Origin of the sequence: Butyricicoccus intestinisimiae (genome assembly GCF_018918345.1) — a bacterium.
GTDB classification, from domain to species: Bacteria; Bacillota; Clostridia; order Oscillospirales; family Butyricicoccaceae; genus Butyricicoccus_A; species Butyricicoccus_A intestinisimiae.
Genome location: NZ_JAHLQI010000011.1, coordinates 1 through 20,490, shown reverse-complemented (window position 1 = coordinate 20,490; position 20,490 = coordinate 1). Strand labels below are relative to the sequence as shown.

The following is a 20,490-nucleotide window of genomic DNA, read 5'->3' as shown; positions in this document are numbered from 1 at the left end:
TGCGCTCGACGGTCTGAAAAAGTCTATTATTGTTTGCTGTACAGCGTGCGAATGGAATTGAGGACGCACAGAATGGCAACGCCGGTATCCGCAAAGACGGCCAGCCACATGGACGCGATGCCCAGCAGGCCAAGAATCATAACGGCAATCTTGATGACCAATGCAAAGACAATGTTTTGCTTCGCAATGCGTGCGGTCTTTTTCGCCAGCGCAATTGCCTTTGGAATCGCAGACAGCTCACCGGTCATAAACACAACATCTGCCGCTTCAATCGCCGCATCTGCACCGGTTCCCATTGCCGCGCCGACATCCGCGCCAGCCAGTACCGGTGCGTCATTGATGCCGTCACCGACAAACATAACCGGACCGTATTTTTCTCGAATGTTCTGCAAACAGCTGACCTTGTCCTGCGGCAGCAGTTGTGCATGAATATCCTGTACACCGGCCTCTGCTGCGATTGCCGCTGCGCTCTCCTGCGCATCGCCGGTCAGCATGGCAGATACCACGCCCTGCTGCTTCATCTTTGCCAGAGCAGCAACCGCATCTTCCTTGATGGTATCCGAGATGCAGATACGGCCGGCAAACTTGCCGTCACGCGCCAGATAAACAACCGTTGCGCCGCCGACTGCAGAAAGCTGCGGCAGCTCGACATGATAGCTGTCCATGAGCTTTTTGCCGCCGCACAGCAGCTGCGCGCCATCGACAACGGCGCAAATGCCATGACCGGCAACTTCCTTGATGTCATGCGGCTGCGGAACGTCCAGCCCGCGTTCTCCGGCCTCCGTCACAATGCTGACGCCAATCGGATGCGTTGAGGATGTCTCACAAGCAGCTGCCAGCTGAAGCAGCTCCTGTTCGTTCAGTCCCTCTGCCGGTTCCAGAGCGGTTACGGTAAACGTACCCTTGGTGATGGTGCCGGTTTTATCCAGTGCCACCGCCTTGACATCCGCCAGTGCTTCCAGCGAAATACCGCCCTTGAACAAAATATTGCTCTTAGACGCCGTACCAATACCTGCAAAATATGCCAGCGGAACGCTGAGCACCAGTGCACACGGGCAGCTGATAACCAAGAACGTCAGCGCAGTGTAAATCCAGTGCATCCAGTTTCCCGTGACCAAGGACGGAATCACCGCGGTCAAAACGGCAATCGCTACGACAATCGGCGTATAGACACGTGCGAATTTTGTGATAAAGCGGTCAATTTTCGGCTTGCTCGCCGCTGCATTTTCAACGGCATCCAGAATCCGTGTCACCATGGACTCGGACAGCGGCTTGGTTACCTGCATCCGCAGCAAACCGGACGTATTGACACAGCCGCTGACCAATTCATCGCCCTTTTGCACGCGAACCGGAACCGGCTCTCCGGTGACAGCGGACGTATCCAAAAAGCTCTCGCCCTCCACAACAACGCCGTCCAGCGGGATGCGGTCGCCTGGGCGAACCACCAGAATGTCTTCGACTTCTGCTTCTTCCGCCGGAATGGTTTCAATCTTGCCGTCATGCTCCCACTGTACGGTTTCCGGACGCATATCCACAGCGTCCATAATCTGGCTGCGGCTTTTTTCCACGGCAATGTGTTCAAACAGCTCGCCGATCTGGAAAAACAGCATAACGCCGACAGCCTCTGCAAAATCACCGACCAAAAAGGCGCCGATGGTTGCCACAGACATCAGGAAGTTTTCGTCAAACACATGACCGCTCGTCAAGTTGCGAACTGCCGTCCAAACGACTTCTCTGCCCAAAATGACATAGCCAATCAGATAAGCTGCCAAGTAGGCGGGCATCGGTGCGCCGAAATGACTCAATGCCAGACCCAGTGCCATGCATACGGCGCCAAGAATCAATTGCGCAATCGCTTTTTTATTGCTTTCTTCCTTCTTCGGCGCCTTTTTCGCTTCTTCCGGCGAAATGATGGCAATATCCGGTTCTACTGCCCGTGCGGTCTGCATCATTTTTTCTGCCAGACCATTGTGATCCGGTGCCGTCACACGCAGCTGCATCGTTGCAAATGTCAGCACGGCGTCGGATACGCCATCCATTGCATTGATGCGGCTTTCAATCTTTGCTCCGCAGTTCGCGCAATCCAAATTTTCCAAGCGGTAAATTTTTGTCGTGCCGCCGGTCGTTGCAGAACGCTGCAGCGGCGGTTCTTGTTCTTCATGATGGTGGTGATGTTCGTGTTCATGGTCATGTCCGCAGCAGCAATCGGCATCATGGTCGTGATGGTGATGATGTTCGTGCTCATGGTCGTGCCCGCAGCAGCAATCGGCATCATGGTCGTGATGGTGATGATGTTCGTGCTCATGGTCGTGCCCGCAGCAGCAGTCGGCATCGTGGTCATGATGGTGATGATGTTCGTGCTCATGGTCGTGCCCGCAGCAGCAGTCGGCATCGTGGTCGTGATGGTGATGATGTTCGTGTTCATGCTCATGGTCATGATGGTGATGTCCGCCGGACTTGCCCCCGTCTCGGTCGTGCACCGTGACATCCGGTTCATAAGACTGCGCGATTGTTTCAATCGTCTGTTCCAGACCTTCCGGCTGCTCTGTCTTGACACGCAGCTGCTTGGTCTCAAATACCATGACAGCCTCCTGCACCTGCGGCAGCTTGCGAACCTCCGCCTCAATCTTGCCTGCACAGTGTGCACAGCCAAGATTTTCCATAATATAGACTTTATTTGCCATGCAAATCCCTCCTGCACCTATCCAACAGAATACGCAGTTTTTAAATCTGAACATATGAATACTTGTTCATATGTTTTCTATGTTCTTATTATAGCATGCTTTCCCTGTATGTCAATAGACCCGCACATTTTTCCGCATCCAAACGTAGAAAAGTTTTTGAAACTTTTCCAAATACCTAGTTGCGTCTCGATAATTTGTGGTATAATAAATACCGTTATACAATGTGTGAGGTGACATTCATGGCTATTAAAGCTGTGCTTTTTGATTTAGATAATACACTATATGATTTTTCCACCGTGCATCGGCAGGCACTCGCCGCACTTGCAGAATACGGCGAATCCCGTTTTGACGTACCCGCCCGCCGCTTTCTTATTGCGTACCAAGAAGCGGACAAGCAGCTCAAACGTGAGCTGCCGCACGTCGCAGCCTGCCACAACCGCATTATTATTTGTCAGCGTATGCTGGAGCTGCTCGGTCTCCCCTCTATCGTCACGCCGCTGGAGCTGTACGAAACGTATTGGGGAACGCTGCTTCGCATCATGAAGCCCAGAGACGGTGCGATTGAGCTGCTCAACCGCCTGCATCGCCGTCATGTCCAAACTGCCATCGTAACCGATATGACCGCACACATCCAGCATCGAAAAATCGCGGCGCTGGGGTTTGCCGGTGTCTTAGATGCCATGGTGACCAGCGAGGAAGCCGGCGTGGAAAAGCCAAATCCCAAAATCTTTCTCGACTGTCTGCATAAGCTGCAAATCAAGCCGCAGGAAGCATTATACATCGGTGACAGCTTTGAGCGGGATATTATCGGCGCACACGCCGCCGGTCTGCTGCCCTTCTGGCTCAACACCACCCGCCAGCAGGCGCCGCGCGTTGATTTTCCGTACAAAGAGCTGCACAGCCTGACAGAAGTTTTATAATTTTTCTTACATATGCACACGAAAAAGCCGCAGGATTGACCTGCGGCTTTTCGTTTGGAGAAATAGGTGGTGATCGTTTCTGCCGTTGAGAGAGTGTAGCAGAAACTATATTATATAGTGAGAAATAAATGGATGAATAAAATTGCTTGTGATTACTCGGACAGAGTGAGCAGCTCGTTCTTCAGGAAGGACTCCTTGCAGCGGAACGCAATGTTGGTGGACTTGGTGCCATCGTATACGTTCGGGTTTGCCGGTGTACCGGTTGCAACGTTGTCGCAGAATACTTCCATTTCCTTTACATATGCATCGTGCCAACGGGTTACAAAGTCCTGATAGCACTCACGGCAAACGCCATGTTCGCTCATAACTTCCAGCAGGGAGTCGGTCGGAACGGCGGAGATGCGAAGAGTACCGCGGGTACCAACGATTTCGGTCTCAACTGCGGAACCATGTGCTGCTGCACGGCCTGCGTAGAAGAATGCCATGGTCTCGTTCTCGTTTTGAATCAGGCAGGATACGTTATCGCCGTCATCCCAATCCTTGTACTGCTTGAACTCATAGCAGCCGCCGATTGCCCACAGCTTCTTCGGCTCAGACTCGGTCAGCCAGCGAATCAGGTCGATATCATGGATGGACATGTCGATGAACTGACCGCCGGAACGCGGTGCGTATTCCAGTGTGCCCTTGATGATAGCGATCGGATCCTGCGAGTAGCAGCGAACCAGAACGATGTCGCCGATGTCGCCGCGGTTGATCTTTTCCTTTGCAATGGCATAGGAATGGTCGTAACGGCGCATGAAGCCCAGCATGAAGATAAGCTCCGGATGAGCTTCTACAATCTTCTCAGCCTTCTTGCACTTCTCTACGGTCTCAGCCAGCGGCTTTTCGCAGAATACGTGCTTGCCGGCGTTCATAGCCAGCTCAATCATGTCAACATGAGAGTTGGTGTTGGTAACGATGGCAACAGCTTCTACATTCGGGTCGTTGCACAGGTCTGCCGGATTCTCATAAACAGCGGATACGCCCAGTTCTTCTGCAACTTCCTTTGCGCGAGCGATGTTCTTATCGCTGATTGCAACCAGCTCAGAACCCGGAACGCGGTTTGCGATGTTGCAAGCGTGCTCATAGCCCAGACGACCAATACCAATGATACCGATCTTCAGCTTTTTCATGTGTGTTTCCTCCTAAAATCTAACTCTTTTACTCTTTACCAAATTAGAGCCCAGTGTACTTATTTACATATGCACGAGCCATCTTTGCATACTCCAGCGGATTTGCAATGGCCGGATCCTGTTCAGCCTCTACAACCAGCCAGCCTTCGTAGTTGTACTCATCCAGCAGCTTGAATACGGTTGGGAAGTCTACGCAGCCTTCCGGATCGCCCGGCACGGTGAATACGCCTTCCGGAATGGAGCGCAGGAAGCTCTTGTTCTCTGCATAGCACTTGTCCATAGCTGCCTTGCGGACGTTCTTCAGATGTACGTGCTTGATGCGGTCATGATACTTCTTGAGAATCTCAATCGGATCTTCGCCGGAGAAGGTCAGATGGCCGGTATCATAAATCAGGCTGACATACTTCGGGTCGGTCAGCTGCATCAGATGATCGATTTCGTTGGTTTTCTGAACGGTTGTTGTCATATGATGATGGTATACAATCTGCATGCCGTTGTCATATGCGATCTTGCCCAGATGATCAAGTCCCTTTGCCAGTGTCTCAAACTCATCGTCGTTCAGAACCTTCTTCTGAGACAGCGGCGTATTCCACTGGTGCTGAATCGAGAAGCTCTGGTCAGAGGTGTTGATGATATTGGTGCCGCATGCCTTGAGGAAATTCATGTGATCGACAAATGCACGCTCGTTCCACCACAGCGGCTGCTCATTCAAATAGGTGCTGATCCAAGCAGTGATTACAGACAGATCTCTGCGGCCAAGCTCCTTATTCAGGATAGCCGGATCTCTCGGGAATTGGCAGCCAATTTCGGTGCCAACGTAGCCGGTCAGTGCAATTTCGCTGATGGTCTGCAGAAAGCTGTTCTCTGCGCCCATCTCCGGCATATCGTCTTCTGTCCACGCGATCGGTGCAATGCCGATGCGAACCTTTTTCGGGTCTAACATATGTTCTCGTCCTTTCCTTGACTTTTGCGTCTGCTTGTTGTTTCGGTATTTTGTCTTTCCTTTTTGTGACTTTAGTATATCATGCACAGCTTTCTCCCGCTTTTAACTTCTTGTTTTTTACAGCTTTTCTAAAAAAAATCATTTTTATTGAAATTCTGTACGCCTAGAGAGGGAATTTTCGGTATTTCTCCGAAAAACTTTCAAGATCTTGCGCATGCGCCGGATGCGGCAAAACCGAAAATTTCAAACATCCTGCGATAGCTTGATTTTGAGCCATTTTTTCAGGGCGCTGCTGCGCACGGTTTCCGCACAAAAAAATACAGACACAGCGGCAATTCTGTGTCTGTATTCTCCCTATCATATGTTCCAGATATTTGATACAAACGGCCCAAGATTTAGAATGCATTGGTATAAATGCTCAAAATATCTTCTTCCGTCAGTTCTACATAATTGTTGTTGAGCAAACGCTGCTGGGTCTCCAGCACCGTCTTGGCATATACCGGCAGCTCATCCGCCGTTACGCCAACTTCACGCAGCTGCTTCTTTTCCAGCACAGCGTTCATGAGCTTGTACAGCTCCTCCAGTGCGAATACCGGCTCAGTATCCAGCTCTGCTGCCAGAATTTCTTCCAGCTTGTTGAGCTTGCCAACCGGCTTCTTCTCCTGATATTTGCGCATAACATCGGCAAACATCAGCTGATTGGACTGACCGTGCGGAACATGATGTGCGCCGCCGAGCGGGTAGCTCAGTGCGTGCACTGCTGCACAGCCTGCATGGCCAAATGCAATGCCGGCAAAGTTAGAGGCACGCAGGAATCGAGCCGCATACTTCTTCCAAGCATCGCGGTCGCCGTTATCTACAGCAGCACGCCAGCCGCTCAGAATCAGGTGCAGCGCGCTCTTGGAGAACAGCTCGCTGATTGCGCACGCATTCGGGCTGAGGAAGGACTCCACAGCATGAATCATGGCATCAATTGAAGATGTCGCAAAGACGCCATACGGCAGACTTGCGAGCATACCCGGAATCAGTGCCGCCTCGTTGGCAAACATAGCCGGAGAGACAATACCCTGCTTGACGCCCTTGGTGGTGCGGTTGATGATGGAAATATTGGTTACTTCAGAACCGGTGCCGCAGGTAGTCGGAACGATAACCAGCTCATGAACCTTGTGCAGGTCTGCCATGCGGTCGTACAGATCGTCTACCTTATCTTCCTTGGAAGCAACAGCCAGCACCTTGGCAATGTCGATAATGGTGCCGCCGCCGACAGCGATAATGCGGTTATAGTCCTTATCGCGCAGTTCGTCGAGGATGGCATCTACCATCACGTCGGTCGGCTCGCCCATGCCGTACTTTTCCTGAAACAGGGTATGGCAGCCCAGATCCAGTGCGGAAATTGTCGGCTCGTAAATATATTCATTGGTCAGAATGAGATCTTCTGCACCCAGACCAGCTTCTTGCGCATAAGTCTTAAAATCTGCATATTCTGCAATTGCAGGAATTAACTGAAATGCTTTCATGTTTATGCCTCCTGCCTTAAATCTCTGGGAAATACTTTGCGTCTGCTGCGGTTACCCACTCGTATTCCGGCACAACCGTGGTCACAATGTTCTTGTCGTCCTGCAGACGGATGCACCACAGATAGTACTCTGCATAGCCCGGTGCTGCGCACTGAGAATGGGTAACATTCTCCGGCATACCGGTCAGATCATTGTTCTTTACCTTAAATGCGTCATCGCCGTACTCAGCCAGACCATAGCCGTTTTCCGGCAGGAACTTGTAGTAATACAGCTCCGGCTCTACATGCTGATGCGGCGGGTAAGAAGACCACTTGCCTGGGAAGTGCACTACTTCGCCGATGAAGAAATTGGTCTCCGGGCAGTTGGAGCGATCAAAGAAAGTACGAACCAGACGGGTGGAACACTCGTTCATCTGACCTGCGCCGCGCTCCTCGTTTGCGCTCAGGCAGTCCTCCGGACGCATGAGGCGGGAAGCAAAGCTGCGCTTGTTTTCGGTGCGTGCCACTGCGATTTCTGCGTCTGCGCCGCAAGTGATGGTGACAGCGGTGTTCTGCGGAACGTGCAGCAGAATTGCGCCCTCATGGAAGCAGTCCTTACGGGTTACGGTCTCGGTCTTGCCTTCCCAAGCGAAGGTGACTGTGCCGCTCATCAGATCGTAAACAACTTCCTGTGCATAGTCAAAATTCATGATGTCGCCTGCTGTCATCTTGACAACGCCGAACTCCATGCCCATCATTTCCGGATTGTCTACTGCGGAAACCATCTTATTATAGCCCTTGTCAAATGGGGCTTTTGCTGTGTATTTCATGTCGATCGCTCCTTTGTCGGTATGCGCTTTATCAAAATAAAAATATCATTAAGTATCGGTTAATGCTCCCAGTTTCGCTGTGCATTCCTTTGCAGCGCGGCCCCCGCCGCGCTGCAAAAGCTGTGAGAAAAGGTATATACATGCGGAGAATGCATGAGTGCACAGAGTTACGAATGTCTTGTTAGGAAACTAGAGATGTGGTGTGTCATTACAGCCGTATTAACTCAATACATTCTCGCTTCGCTGATGTACTGATCCAGACGCTTGCGTGCTTCCTGAACCTTCTCAGACTTAGAGGTAGAAGCTACGCCGATATGCCACCAGGACTCATAGCCCTCTGCCATGGTCTTCGGCAGAACCTTTGCATCAATGATGCAAGAGCCGGTTTCCTTCTTTGCATCCTGTACAGCCTTGCGAAATTCTTCCGGAGTCTTAGCATAGAATGCCTTCATGCCGTAGCCTTCGCCAACCTTGCCGAAATCGGTGTAGCAGTACTTACCGTCCAGCTTGCCGGTCTCTTCGTTACGATGACGCATTTCAGTTGCCAGAGAACCAACGCCGTTGCCCATCTGGAGGTTGTTGATGCAGCCGAATGCAGTATTATCGAATACAACAACAGTGATCTTTGCATTCTCCTGAATAGCAGTCGGAATCTCAGAGTTCAGCATCATAAAGGAACCGTCGCCAACCAGAGCATAAACTTCCTGCTCCGGTGCTGCCAGCTTGGAGCCGAGTGCACCAGCAATTTCATAGCCCATGCAGGATGCGCCGTATTCCATGTTGTAGGTGTCCTTTGCATCGGTTACCCACAGTCTCTCGAGGTCAGCCGGCAGAGAACCTGCAGCTGCAACAACGATTGCATCGTCATCAATCTCTTCGCGCAGGATACCAACTGCATTGGACTCGGTGATGGTGCCGCCGATGTCGTTAACAAAGTCGTTCATGATCTTCTCGGTCCAGCTCGGTACGCACGGTACAAACTTGCCTTCGCCGAAGCCTTCGCCATGATACTGTACGCCGAGAACGCTCAGACGCTCCTTCTCCCATACCTCACGGATTTCCTGAATCTCGTTGGTATAGCCGGACTTGTAGCCGTCAGCCTTCAGTGCATCATAGATCTGCTCCAGCGTCACCTTGGCATCGCCTACGCAACGGGTTGCATCCAGCTTCTCCGCGTGGAACTCAGAAGTGTTGATTGCCAGAATCTTGATGTCCGGATTGCGGAACAGAACCCACTTAGAACCGGTAACGAAGTCATTGAAACGGGTGCCAACACCGATAACCAGATCTGCATCCTTGCACAGTGCATTTGCTGCCAGACCACCGGTAACACCGATGCCGCCTACACTCAGTTCAAAGCTGTCCGGCAGAGCGGAATGACCAGCCTGTGTCTGAGATACTGGGATGTTGAACTCGCTAGCGAACTTCATAACAGTTTCGCCTGCCTCGGAGTAACGAACGCCGCCGCCGGAAATCAAGATCGGCTTCTTTGCGGACTTAATCAGCTCTACAGCCTTCTCTACTTCATATGCATCTGCGCCGCGGCGGGAGATGTGATGTACACGCTTCTGGAAGAAGTAATCCGGATACTCAAAGCTCTCGCCCTGTACGTCCTGCGGCAGGCTGATGCAGACAGCACCGCAGTCAGCGGTGTCGGTCAGTACGCGGAATGCGTTAATCAGTGCCGGCATCAGCTGTTCCGGACGGGAAATGCGATCCCAGTACTTGGAAACCGGCTTGAAGCAATCGGACGCGGTGATGCTCAGGTCGTGAGAAACTTCCATCTGCTGCAGTACCGGATCCGGCTGACGGGTTGCAAAAGAGTCAGACGGGAACAGCAGCAGCGGAATGTGGTTGATGGATGCGGTCAGCGCTGCGGTTACCATGTTTGCTGCGCCAGGGCCGATGGAAGAAGAGCAAGCGATGATCTTGCGGCGGTTGTGCTGCTTCGCATAAGAGATAGCAGCATGTGCCATGCCCTGCTCGTTTCTGCCCTGATATACACGCAGACGACCCGGGTCTTCATCCAGCGCCTGTCCCAGACCAACTACCATGCCGTGTCCAAAGATGGTGAAAATGCCGTCTACGAACGGCTGCTCTACGCCGTCAAATTCGATGTACTGCTGGTTCAGGAACTTTACGACTGCCTGACCTACTGTCATCTTTGTCTTGCTCATAATTGTTTCCTCCTCATACATAAACATTCGTCTTATATCCACAATTTTTGTTTTGCGGTTCCTTGTTTTTGTTGTACTCAGTATACTATTTTCACGAAAAACAAACTTTAAGCCTTTTGTTTTTTCACAATTTTGTCAGTATTTTTTCGATTTTTTATATCCTTGCTGTGTTTTTGCTCCGTGCTCCCCCGCCTTTCGCGCAAACTTTCAAATTCTTGCTGTTCCCCCTCGCAAGCCCCCGCGTCATGCATAGCACTGCTTTTTCTAATATCCTGCGATTGCCTGTTTTTCTCGCGCATGAAAAAAGCCGGAGGGCAGATTTTTCTGCTCTCCGGCGGGAGGATTTACGATTCTTTTTTCTTCTTTCTGCGCTTCTTTTCCGGCTGACGTGTCTCGACAAGATAATTTTGCCGGTATTTCTTCGGCGGCATGCCGACGTTTTTGGAAAACTGCAGATTAAAATAGCTCTGTGTGTCATAGCCTACCATACCGGCAATTGTCGTGACCGGTAAATCCGTCGAAATGAGAAGTGTCTGCGCTTCTCCAATGCGGCGGCGCAGCAAATACTGCATCGGCGAATATCCACTCATCTCTTTAAATACATGCGACAGATAATACGGGCTGATATTGAGCGCTTCTCCCATGCTTTGCAGCGTGATCGGCTCTGTATAGTTCTTATCAATGTATTCTTTGATGCGCTGACCCAAAATAGACGGTTCTTCTACTTCAGTCTCCTCGTTGTTCGACGCCTTGACACCGACAACCGTCAGTGCCTTGACAAGTACCGCGTGCATCAGCGAGTGGCAAAACGCCTCTGCATTGATTTCTCCCGACGATAAGCTCCGGAACATCATTTCAAACAGCGTCTTGAGCGGTTCAAAATGCTCTCCTGTCGGAAATACAAAGCCTGCGTCTTGCGGAATCAGCGCATACTCCTTGAGCTCCGGCATGTGTAAATTTCCAACGGCAATACAGTAGCTGCCCACCAGATTATCCGAACCGGAAATTTCATCGTGCACCACGCCCGGATTATAAATGAGCAAATCGCCCTGCTGTACCTTGTACTTTTTATCATGAATGAGATACTCGCTGCTTCCGCTGCAAATTAAAATCAGCTCCACAAAATCCTCGTGCGCATGCATAACGCGCGGATGTGCGCTGGTATCCGGTCGAATGTCGCTAACATATAATAACTTCGGGTTATTTTTTCCAGTAAATACTGACTGAAAGTCCTTCTTTACAAAACACTGCACATTCATTGCCTGATGTTCTGCCATAGTATACTCCTCTCCCGTTTCTATTCTCTCATATGTGCTTATTATAGCAGATACACGAGAAAATTGCCTATCAGATTTTTGTCTTTTTTGCCCAAACTATGCTATACTTGAGGTATCCCACACAAAGGAGAGTCTCTATGACCGAACAGGAAAAACGCGATCTTGGCCTCTGGTATGATGCCAATTATGACCCCAGTATTTTGCAGGAACGAGAACACGCAGATACGCTGTGCTTTCAGTTTAATGCGACTGCACCCAACCAAAAAGAACAGCAGCAGGAGATTCTCTCTCAGCTGTTGCCAAAATTGGGCAAGGATGTTGTGATTCTTCCGCCGTTTTACACAGACTACGGGTATCACTGCATCATCGGTGAAGGGTCATTTTTCAACCATGGTGCCTATCTCATGGACTGCGCGCCGATTACCATCGGTTCGCATTGTTTTATCGGTCCGAACTGCGGCATGTATACCGCCATTCATCCTCTGCTTCCGGATGAGCGCAATCAGGGATTGGAGTGCGCGAAGCCAATCACATTGGGTGATAACGTTTGGCTCGGCGGTGATGTCACGATTCTCCCCGGTGTGACCATCGGAAGCGGCAGCGTCATTGGTGCCGGAAGCGTTGTCACCAAAGACATTCCCGCCGGTGTGCTGGCATACGGCAATCCTTGCCGCGTCATTCGCCCACTCACCGAGCAAGACCATATCGCAAAGCCAATATAATTGTTTTAAGATATAGAAAGAGCAGCCCGCAGGCTGCTCTTTTGCTATTTGCGATAGACGCTCATATAGAGATCCGTCTGTTTTTCCGTATTGCCGACCGTCATCGTTCCGGTATACGAATCCAAGCTCATGCCCGTGCTCGTCCACAAACTCATATCCTGTTTGGAACCTGCATGTTTGGTGATGGACAGCGTGTATCCGTTTTTATCCGCCGGCTGCACACCAGTGTCCAAACAAACGCGGCTTTGATCCTCAATATCATTCGGTGTCACAGATGTCTCATAAACCACCTGTCCCGCCGCATTGCGCAGCTGCACCGTAAAATTCGCAACCTCTTGGGAAGCATCTGCCGCTCCCGCCTGCGTGCGGATTTTTAGCCGAATTGTGTCAAACGAATGATTGGGATAAAAGGTCTGCGTCATGGTCTCCCCATCAAACAGATGCACTGGCTCGACCCACGTACTGCCATAACTCCGAATCACATATTTGGGCGTCTGCGAGCGCAGCGCTGCCACGCGCTGGACATTGCCGGCGCCGATCAGCACCGCCGCCCAAACGGCACACAACCCGATGCGCGCCGCCGTCTTGCGATGCCTTTCCTCCGGCATCGGAAGCGTGTGTCCGCCTGCCAGCAGGAAGAAAAACGGCAAAAACGAAATCGCATACGCCGATTTGACCTCCCAAAACAGATAAAATACAACACCGCCCAGAATAACCGTCATAAGCAGAAAATCATACGTCAAGACCGTGCGGCGGCCGAACTGGCGCATCAGATTGCATATAGTCAGCAGCAGCACAGACAGCCAAAAGCACTGGCTGTAATACTTGATTGCAAAGCTTTTTCCGCCAATCAAATGCTGATATGTCCAGCTGTATCCCTCCATCTGATTGAGTCGGCGGCTCATTTGAAACCAGCCGTCTCCCCATGTAATTGCCATCTTTTTGAGCCACAGCTTCGCTGTTCCCTTTGCGCCCAAACGCTGATAGTGTTCGATGGTTTTCGCCTTGGTCACCAGACCTTTTTTATCATCCGGCAGCGTCAGGGTAAATTTGTCATCCGCTTCATTATATACGCCCTTGCCGTGAGAACCCATCATGAGCCAGTGCGTCAGCGGATAATTCGCATGAGAAATTGAGCCAAATGCCTGCTGGCAGCGATTCGACACGGTCATCTGTGTGCCCGCTGCAATGGCAAGCAGCAGCACAAGCGCCGCCGCACGCGGCACAAGCTCCCGCACATGCCATGTTTTCTCCCGCAGCTTCGGCAGGATATAAAAGAACCAGCCGACCAAAAACGCCAGCACCGGAAATACTGCTGTCGGGCGAATCTGATAGCCTATGACGGCAACAAATGCGCCAATACAGCCGAACAGCAGTTTTCGTTTTCGATTTTCCGTCTGATACAAGCACACGCCGAGATAAAACAGCAGCATGGCAAACGGGATGCTCAGCGTATTGGAATACACCCAGAACGTCATAATATAAAAGACCGGATTGCAGACAAACAGCACCAACACCTTGACTGCGGCTGCGCCATTGCGGATGCGGCGCGCAATCAGGCAGGAAAAGATACAGCCGATAATCAGACACACGGCGTTGAGCATATACACGGTTTGATACAAATCCGTCGCGCCGAGCGCATCCATTCCGCGGAAAAACTGAACGAAAAACAGCGTCAGCAGATAATTATTGCCGTACTTTGAAAAGTAGGTCAAATATGCACTGTCCGGATGAATGCTGTTTGTGCCTGTGCGCGCCATGTACAGGGCTTGATCCAACATCGAATGGCTGTCATTGCGCGGAACAATGTGCAAAACCGAAATCATGCCGGCATAAACAGCAATCATCACCGCAAACAGCGCCGCAGCACAGACCGCGCGCTCTCGGCGGCTCATGCGGTCAATCCGCGCAAATAAAAACTGCCACGTTCCCACCAGCAAAAGGACACCGCCGAGTATCAGCAGCGACTTTCCGCCCTTGGGACAGACTGCATCGGGAAAATTTTTCATCGCGCGCCGCCATGTACTGTATCCGCACCACAGCAGACAGAGCACACAAATTGCCGTCAATGCTTGGTACAGGCGGTTTTTGATCGTATTCACACGCCCCCCCGCATATTGCAGGGACGATTTTTCTTCCAATCCATACTATCCATAACTCCTTTGGCTTATTTTTGCTTTCTCATTATAGCACCAAACGAATCAGGAAATCATGTATTTCTGCGAGATTTTTTCTTAACGTTTCTTAATTTTTGCAAAAGAGAAACAGCCATGGCAAAAATACCTTGGCTGTTTATAGTACCTGCACAAATACACTTCCAGTATTATACATTAAGCTTGCGATATTCCTGCGGGGTCATGCCTGTCACGCGCTTGAACATTTTACAAAAATGCCGATTGTCCCGATACCCTGCCTGTCTGCCGATTTCCTTCACCTTTTCATCCGTCTGCAGCAGCAATTCTTTTGCACGGTTGATGCGGCATGCGGTCAGGTATTCCGAGAATGTAATTTCTGTCTCTTTGTGAAAAACAAAGCTGAGATATGCCGCATTCAGATGTACAGCCTCTGACGCATCATTGAGCGATATATTTTCTCCGTAGTTCTTCTGTATAAACCGGATGGTCTGTGCCACCGGTTCGCTGTATTGAGACAAATCCGGCAGCAATTCTTCACAAAATGCCAAGAATTCCTGCTCTCGTCCTTCCAGTTCGGAAAAATGCTGCGGTGCTTCCTGTGCCGAAAGTCCTGCACTGCGCTGTGCCTGCATCATCCATTCCCGCACCAAATGCGATTGTGTGTGCTGCGATGCAAATGCTTCCAGCGCCTGTGCATAGGATGCCCGAATGGCATTGCCGTCGCGCCGCTCCATATACGCCGCAATATTCTCGCAAAAGGCGCGTGCTTCTTCCGGAATGACATTGTGAGATGGCCGGCACTGCCATGCATAACAAATCGCCTGCGGCTCATAAAAAGTCGCTTCCAAAGCATCCAAGGCACTCTCCCAGCAGGCGGACGGCTGCATGCCAAAATCCGGTGTATCACTGACGCCGATGCGGACTTCTGCCGCCAAATACCGGTCTGTATTGTGCGCCAACGTCGCTGCCGCTTGTGACAGTGCTTCCTGCCGCTCGGCACGGCTCTCTCCCTTGCGGAAATCAAACACCACGGCATACAGCTCCCGCCGCACATGCACGCTGCGAATTAAATTGTTGTGCCGAGCGCTGTCCTGACAAACCTGCAGAAAAGACGCCCGAAAACGCTCCTGCTGCTCCATCGGAAGAATTGTCACGCGCTTATCATAGTCTTTGACGCGAACGGCGAGCACCGCTCGGATGCGGAATGCGCTTTGCTCATCCGGTTGCCGTTCTCCTTTGAGCTGCTGTACAATCTCCGCCCGTTCTTGTTCCGGATCATACTGTCCCAGCGGCTGTACTACATCTTTTTCCAGCTCGCCCAGTAATTTGAGCATGCTTTGTTCCGTCAACAAGTTTTTGAGAACATATTCATCCGCCCCAAGCTTCATGGCTTCCCGTACATATTCAAAATCATCATGACAGCTGAGAACCACAATTTTCGCCGGATTGCTCTCCTTTTTCAGCCGGCGAATCAAAGTAATGCCGTCCATAACCGGCATACTAATATCTGTGATGATGATATCAGGCTGATATTCCTGCGTCATTTCCAGTGCCTGTTCTCCATCCTGCGCTGCACCGACCACAGAGTAGCCATGCGCATTCCAGTTTGTCAGACGAGATAAAAATGTGCGAACCAGAAAATCATCATCTACCAGCAAAATTTTAATCATGTCTCTCTTCCCTCTTTGTAGTATTCTGATAAAAAGCTCTTGACATTTGTTTGAATAATCACGCGGTTTTCTACATAAGTGTGTTCCGCCACGGTCTCTCCGTTCATCGCATCTACCAGCGTTTCGATGGTTCGATATCCAATATCATATCCGTTTTGGCTAATCATCGCTAAAATATCGCCGTCCTGCACGGCAGTCAAGGCATCACTTTGCGTATCTACACCGACCAACCGAAGATTGTCCCAATGATTGCGCTTTTTCTGCTGCAGCGCACCGATGGTCATCATCGCATTGGTGCAAAAGACCGCGTCCAAGTCCGAATATGTCTCCATAACACGTTTCATCTCCCGCTGTGCGCCGGCACTGCTGCTGTTGTCCACACGGCAAACGTCTACCACTTCAAAATCCGTATGATTGGAAATATACTTTTCAAAGCCTTCCACGCGGCGATTGTGGGTCGTCTGCTCCTTGTTTCCCGCAATCACAGCAATTTTTGCTTCGGATTTCGTCGGCATCTGCGTCCGCAGCGTTTCCGCCGCGATTTCTCCAACCAAGGTATTATCCGAACCAATATACGGCATCCCAATCGGTGCATTGACTTCTTCGTCCAGATAAACGGTTTTGATACCCTGTTCCCTCGCGTGCACCATGTATTCCTGCGCCGCCACAGCGTCACACGGCGCCACAGCCAGTGCATCCGGCGCAGAATCTATGGCGTCCTGTATCATATCCAATTGTGTATCGGCATCGCTTTCCTGCTTCGGATACAAGATGGTCAGCGAAATGTTTTTGTCATTTGCTGCCTGCCGCAGACCATCTGCCACCTCCATCCAATGGATGGAATCCATCGCCTTTAAAATGACAACGACCCGTCTGCGGTTTTCCGCCGTTGTGTTATTTTGCTGCGGCATGCATCCTGTCAAGAAAACGCATAGCATCAAGCAGATACAAACCAGTCTTTTTTTCATATTTTGCCACCTCATATCGTATACTCTTCCGCATCATATGAAATGGGAAGCAAAATCACCGCTGTCGTTCCGTTCCCTTTTTCCGAATAAAATCGCAGCTCTGCCTTTCCCCCATAATACAAGCGCAGACGCTCACGAATATTGCTGACGCCAATGCCGCTGAATTTGCTTTTTCTTTGTCCATCCAGCAGCTTTTGAATTTCTTCCGGCGTCATGCCTTCGCCGTGATCCTCCACTTTGATAGCCAGCGCACCGTTATCACACAGCACGGAAATTGCAATCTGATTATCTCGTTTTCGGTGGTCAATGCCATGCAAAATAGCATTTTCTACCAGCGGCTGAATGAGAAGCCGCGGCACATAGCAAGTCTCTGCTTCCGGCTGCATATCAAATGTCACTTGAAAACAATCTGCATAGCGGAACTGCTGGAGCTTGACATAATTCTGTACCATATGCATTTCCTGCTTGACGGTAATAAATGCGCCGCGGTCACTGGCGCTGAGCTGCAGCAGCTCAATAAATGCTTCCAACAGCTCTGCAGTATTGGGTGCCCCCTGCAAAATCGCCTCGTATTTAATAGAATTCAACGTATTATACATAAAATGCGGTGTAATCTGGTATTGCAGTGCTTCAATTTCCGCTTCCTTCTTAAGCATTTTTTCCGTGACCAGTTCTTCGATTAAGCCTTCGATTTGCGCAATCATGCTGTTAAACCCCTGCGACAATTGTCCGATCTCATCGTTTTGATAAACCGGTGCGCGAACCTTGAGATTGCCGCCGCTGACCTGCTGCATACTGCTGCGCAGTTCCTCCATCGGCTTCATCAGATACCGGACAACAAAAAAGATTAAAACAGCAAATGCCGCATTAAGGAAACCTGCTATCAGCAGGATGCGATTGCGCACGATGCGCAGCGGCTCTGTTATTTGCGACCGTTCCGCAATGGACACAATGTGATACTCTGTTGTCGGCATCGCAACGTCTGTCACGAGCACGCCGCTGTCCGGCCATGTAATCTGTGTATTCAAGCTGTAAATATCCGCCGCAGATAAAATTCGGTCACCATCTAAAATGAATCGTTCCGTATCCTGACTGCTTTCATTTTGCAGGCAGCGGAAAAAGATTTCTCGTTCATTGACGCCAACGCTGATTTGCGCCAGCTCCTCCCCGCCAAACGCTATCGCTTTTCTGGAATAAAAAAACAAATTATCCTGTGTGACAGATGTCGCATCTCTGGCATATACCGGAGATAATTTGTTGCCGCTGTTTTCCTGCAGCAGCTGCTGCAGGGTCTGGGCGATTTCGTCTGTCACCTGAAATTCCGTCAAACCGTTGGTATTGACTTTGAGCAGAATTTGCCTGCTCGGCAAATAACAGCTGATACTGTCTATGTTCCGATTTTTGTTCCGATAAACGTCTAACTGCTCACTGATCTTGTCGATGTCCTGCTCTTGAATGCTTTCCAGCAGGGATTCATCATTGACTGCATACATGCAGGCGCTATACGCATCCAACATGGTATTATCAAACAACTTGGCACACGCGGTAAGCTGCTGCATCTGCGCTTGCGTGTAATTCTCCTGCACGGTCTGCGCAGACTGCTGATAAAAAACCATGGACAGCACACAGGTAATTGCCATGGACACAGTAATAATCGTCAAACTGATCTTCGCCCGAAAGCTGAGATTCATGATTTTCCCACCTTTCTCTGTCCGTAATCTCTATCCTATGCATGTTATTATATCATACAGCCCTTATTTGGGAAAGCAAGTAGAGGTTCGCGGCACATGCCACGAACCTCTATCAAATAAGAAGAATGAGAGATAGATTGTACCTAGAATTACTTCGCCTTAGCTGCAGCTTCCTTGCGGCGAGCCTTAACAGCCATAGACTCACGGGTGACATCAAGGAGAACTGCGCCGATGATAACGAGACCGAGTACCATGTTCTGTACTGCGGAGTCGATAGACAGCAGGGTGAAGCCGTTGCGCAGGGTTGCGATAATCAGAGCGCCAATCATGGTGCCGATCATCGTGCCCTTGCCGCCCATGAACGATGCGCCGCCGATAACACACGCTGCGATTGCATCGGTATCATACGGCTGAATGGCATTGGCGCCGTTGCAGATACCGGAACGGCCGATGGATACGATGCCTGCCAGAGCTGCCATGAAGCCGGACAGCGCATAGCAGAATGTCAGAACGTTCGGTGCATTGATACCGGACAGGCGAGTAGCTTCCATGTTGCCGCCTGCACAGTAGATGGAGCGACCCAGAGAAGTGCGGGTCAGCAGAATGTGCATGATGACGTAAATAACTACAACAATGATAAAGCTGACTGGGAAACCGCCAATTGTCGCAGAACCCAGTGCCATGACACCGTCCGGAAAACCGGATACCATCTGCGAGGATACAACCAGAAGCGATGCGCCCCACAGGAAGTTCTTCATGCCCAAGGTGGATACGAACGGATGCGGCAGGTGCAGACGTGTCAGCAGCAAGCCGTTAATCAGACCGATCAGGGTGCCGGCTACAATCGCAATGACGATGAGGACGAGCGAGTTGGTCATGCCGCCCTTGACGAGCATGCCGCAGATACAAGCACAGAACGTTGCGTTGGCGCCAACCGACAAATCAATACCTGCGGTAATCAAGCACAGAAGCATACCGGTGGACAGCAGCGCGGTAAACGTCGTCTGCTTTAAAACTGACATTAAGTTATTATACGTCAAAAACTTATCACTGACAATGGTTAATACCACACACAGAATAATCAGCGCCGCCAGTGTACCAAGGAACGAATTGCCATTGGATTTTTTCTTTGTCTTAGTCATCTAAAGTACCTCCCCATGCTGCTTTCATGAGACTTTCCTGATTAAAATGCTTGCTGTCACGGTCTACCGTCGCCATGACTCTGCCGCCGCGCATGACAATTACGCGGTCTGACATACCCAAGATTTCCGGCATTTCCGACGAAATCATAATAACGCATTTTCCTTCTTTGACGAGACGGTTCATAACGTTATACACTTCAATCTTTGCGCCAACGTCAATGCCTCTCGTCGGCTCGTCAAAGATAAAGATGTCTGCATCGGTATTGACCCATTTGCCAATAACCACCTTCTGCTGGTTGCCGCCGGAAAGCTGTCCGACGATTTCGTCCGCAGACGGTGTCTTGATGCGCAAATCTCGAATGTTGGCTTCGGTTGCCTCGCTGATTTTCTTATCGTTGAGGAACAATCCGCTTGTAAAGCCCTTCATGTTGGCAAGAATGACATTGTTCCGAATGCTCTCCTGCAGCACCAGACCCTGACCCTTTCGATCCTCCGTCAGGAACGCAATGCCGTTCTGAATTGCATGACGCGGCGTTTTAATTTTCACTTCTTTGCCGTGAATGAAAATCTTGCCGCTGTCCAGCGGATCTGCGCCAAAGATGGCGCGCATGGTTTCGGTACGTCCCGCGCCGACCAATCCGGCGAAGCCGAGCACCTGACCGTT

The 20,490-nt window shown here is 50.6% G+C and carries 15 protein-coding genes; 2 read left to right on the top strand and 13 right to left on the bottom strand.

The annotated features are described in order from the left end of the window. Positions 1 to 26: 26 nt before the first annotated feature. Positions 27 to 2,684, bottom strand: coding sequence for a heavy metal translocating P-type ATPase (locus tag KQI75_RS13135; protein WP_216471290.1), 2,658 nt, complete (start codon positions 2,682 to 2,684; stop codon positions 27 to 29). Between the two features lie 239 nt (positions 2,685 to 2,923). On the opposite strand from KQI75_RS13135, the gene KQI75_RS13130 reads away from it, so the two are divergent. Beyond that, complete coding sequence (locus KQI75_RS13130) at positions 2,924 to 3,604, top strand: HAD family hydrolase (protein WP_216471289.1); 681 nt, start codon at positions 2,924 to 2,926, stop codon at positions 3,602 to 3,604. Positions 3,605 to 3,756: 152 nt separating this feature from the next. On the opposite strand, the gene KQI75_RS13125 is transcribed toward KQI75_RS13130, so the two are convergent. The 6 genes from KQI75_RS13125 to KQI75_RS13100 all read right to left on the bottom strand — a co-directional run bounded on the left by KQI75_RS13125 (position 3,757) and on the right by KQI75_RS13100 (position 11,498). Continuing rightward, positions 3,757 to 4,776 (bottom strand): Gfo/Idh/MocA family oxidoreductase, encoded by a 1,020-nt coding sequence (locus KQI75_RS13125; RefSeq protein WP_216471288.1) that lies wholly within the window; start codon positions 4,774 to 4,776, stop codon positions 3,757 to 3,759. A gap of 43 nt (positions 4,777 to 4,819) precedes the next feature. Continuing rightward, positions 4,820 to 5,719, bottom strand: coding sequence for a myo-inosose-2 dehydratase (gene iolE, locus KQI75_RS13120; RefSeq protein WP_216471287.1), 900 nt, complete (start codon positions 5,717 to 5,719; stop codon positions 4,820 to 4,822). A gap of 395 nt (positions 5,720 to 6,114) precedes the next feature. Then, positions 6,115 to 7,236, bottom strand: coding sequence for a 4-hydroxybutyrate dehydrogenase (locus KQI75_RS13115; protein ID WP_216471286.1), 1,122 nt, complete (start codon positions 7,234 to 7,236; stop codon positions 6,115 to 6,117). 16 nt (positions 7,237 to 7,252) lie between these two features. Beyond that, the gene (locus tag KQI75_RS13110) at positions 7,253 to 8,044 is read right to left on the bottom strand and encodes a 5-deoxy-glucuronate isomerase (RefSeq protein ID WP_216471285.1); all 792 of its coding nucleotides are present in this window, start codon (positions 8,042 to 8,044) and stop codon (positions 7,253 to 7,255) included. A 224-nt stretch (positions 8,045 to 8,268) separates the two neighbouring features. After that, positions 8,269 to 10,221 (bottom strand): 3D-(3,5/4)-trihydroxycyclohexane-1,2-dione acylhydrolase (decyclizing), encoded by a 1,953-nt coding sequence (gene iolD, locus KQI75_RS13105; protein WP_216471284.1) that lies wholly within the window; start codon positions 10,219 to 10,221, stop codon positions 8,269 to 8,271. Positions 10,222 to 10,565: 344 nt separating this feature from the next. Then, positions 10,566 to 11,498, bottom strand: a complete 933-nt coding sequence (locus tag KQI75_RS13100; protein ID WP_246566686.1) for a helix-turn-helix domain-containing protein — start codon at positions 11,496 to 11,498, stop codon at positions 10,566 to 10,568. Between the two features lie 137 nt (positions 11,499 to 11,635). On the opposite strand from KQI75_RS13100, the gene KQI75_RS13095 reads away from it, so the two are divergent. Then, entirely contained in the window at positions 11,636 to 12,220 is a 585-nt protein-coding gene (locus KQI75_RS13095; RefSeq protein WP_216471283.1) for a sugar O-acetyltransferase, read from the top strand. A gap of 44 nt (positions 12,221 to 12,264) precedes the next feature. Here the strand turns inward: KQI75_RS13095 and KQI75_RS13090 are convergent, their stop codons facing one another. From KQI75_RS13090 to KQI75_RS13065, 6 genes are all read right to left on the bottom strand, one after another. Further along, complete coding sequence (locus tag KQI75_RS13090) at positions 12,265 to 14,322, bottom strand: glycosyltransferase family protein (RefSeq protein ID WP_216471282.1); 2,058 nt, start codon at positions 14,320 to 14,322, stop codon at positions 12,265 to 12,267. A gap of 221 nt (positions 14,323 to 14,543) precedes the next feature. Further along, positions 14,544 to 16,025 carry a response regulator transcription factor gene (locus KQI75_RS13085; protein ID WP_216471281.1) on the bottom strand — a complete coding sequence of 494 codons (1,482 nt, stop codon included), beginning with the start codon at positions 16,023 to 16,025 and terminating at the stop codon, positions 14,544 to 14,546. Next, positions 16,022 to 16,993, bottom strand: a complete 972-nt coding sequence (locus tag KQI75_RS13080) for a sugar ABC transporter substrate-binding protein (RefSeq protein ID WP_216471280.1) — start codon at positions 16,991 to 16,993, stop codon at positions 16,022 to 16,024. The genes KQI75_RS13085 and KQI75_RS13080 overlap by 4 nt, the downstream gene beginning before the upstream one ends. 11 nt (positions 16,994 to 17,004) lie before the next feature. Then, complete coding sequence (locus KQI75_RS13075) at positions 17,005 to 18,684, bottom strand: sensor histidine kinase (protein ID WP_216471279.1); 1,680 nt, start codon at positions 18,682 to 18,684, stop codon at positions 17,005 to 17,007. 149 nt (positions 18,685 to 18,833) lie between these two features. After that, the gene (locus tag KQI75_RS13070) at positions 18,834 to 19,826 is read right to left on the bottom strand and encodes an ABC transporter permease (RefSeq protein ID WP_216470569.1); all 993 of its coding nucleotides are present in this window, start codon (positions 19,824 to 19,826) and stop codon (positions 18,834 to 18,836) included. Continuing rightward, a partial coding sequence (locus KQI75_RS13065) for an ATP-binding cassette domain-containing protein (RefSeq protein WP_216471278.1) occupies positions 19,819 to 20,490 on the bottom strand: 672 nt, incomplete at its 5' end. The genes KQI75_RS13065 and KQI75_RS13070, both read right to left, overlap by 8 nt.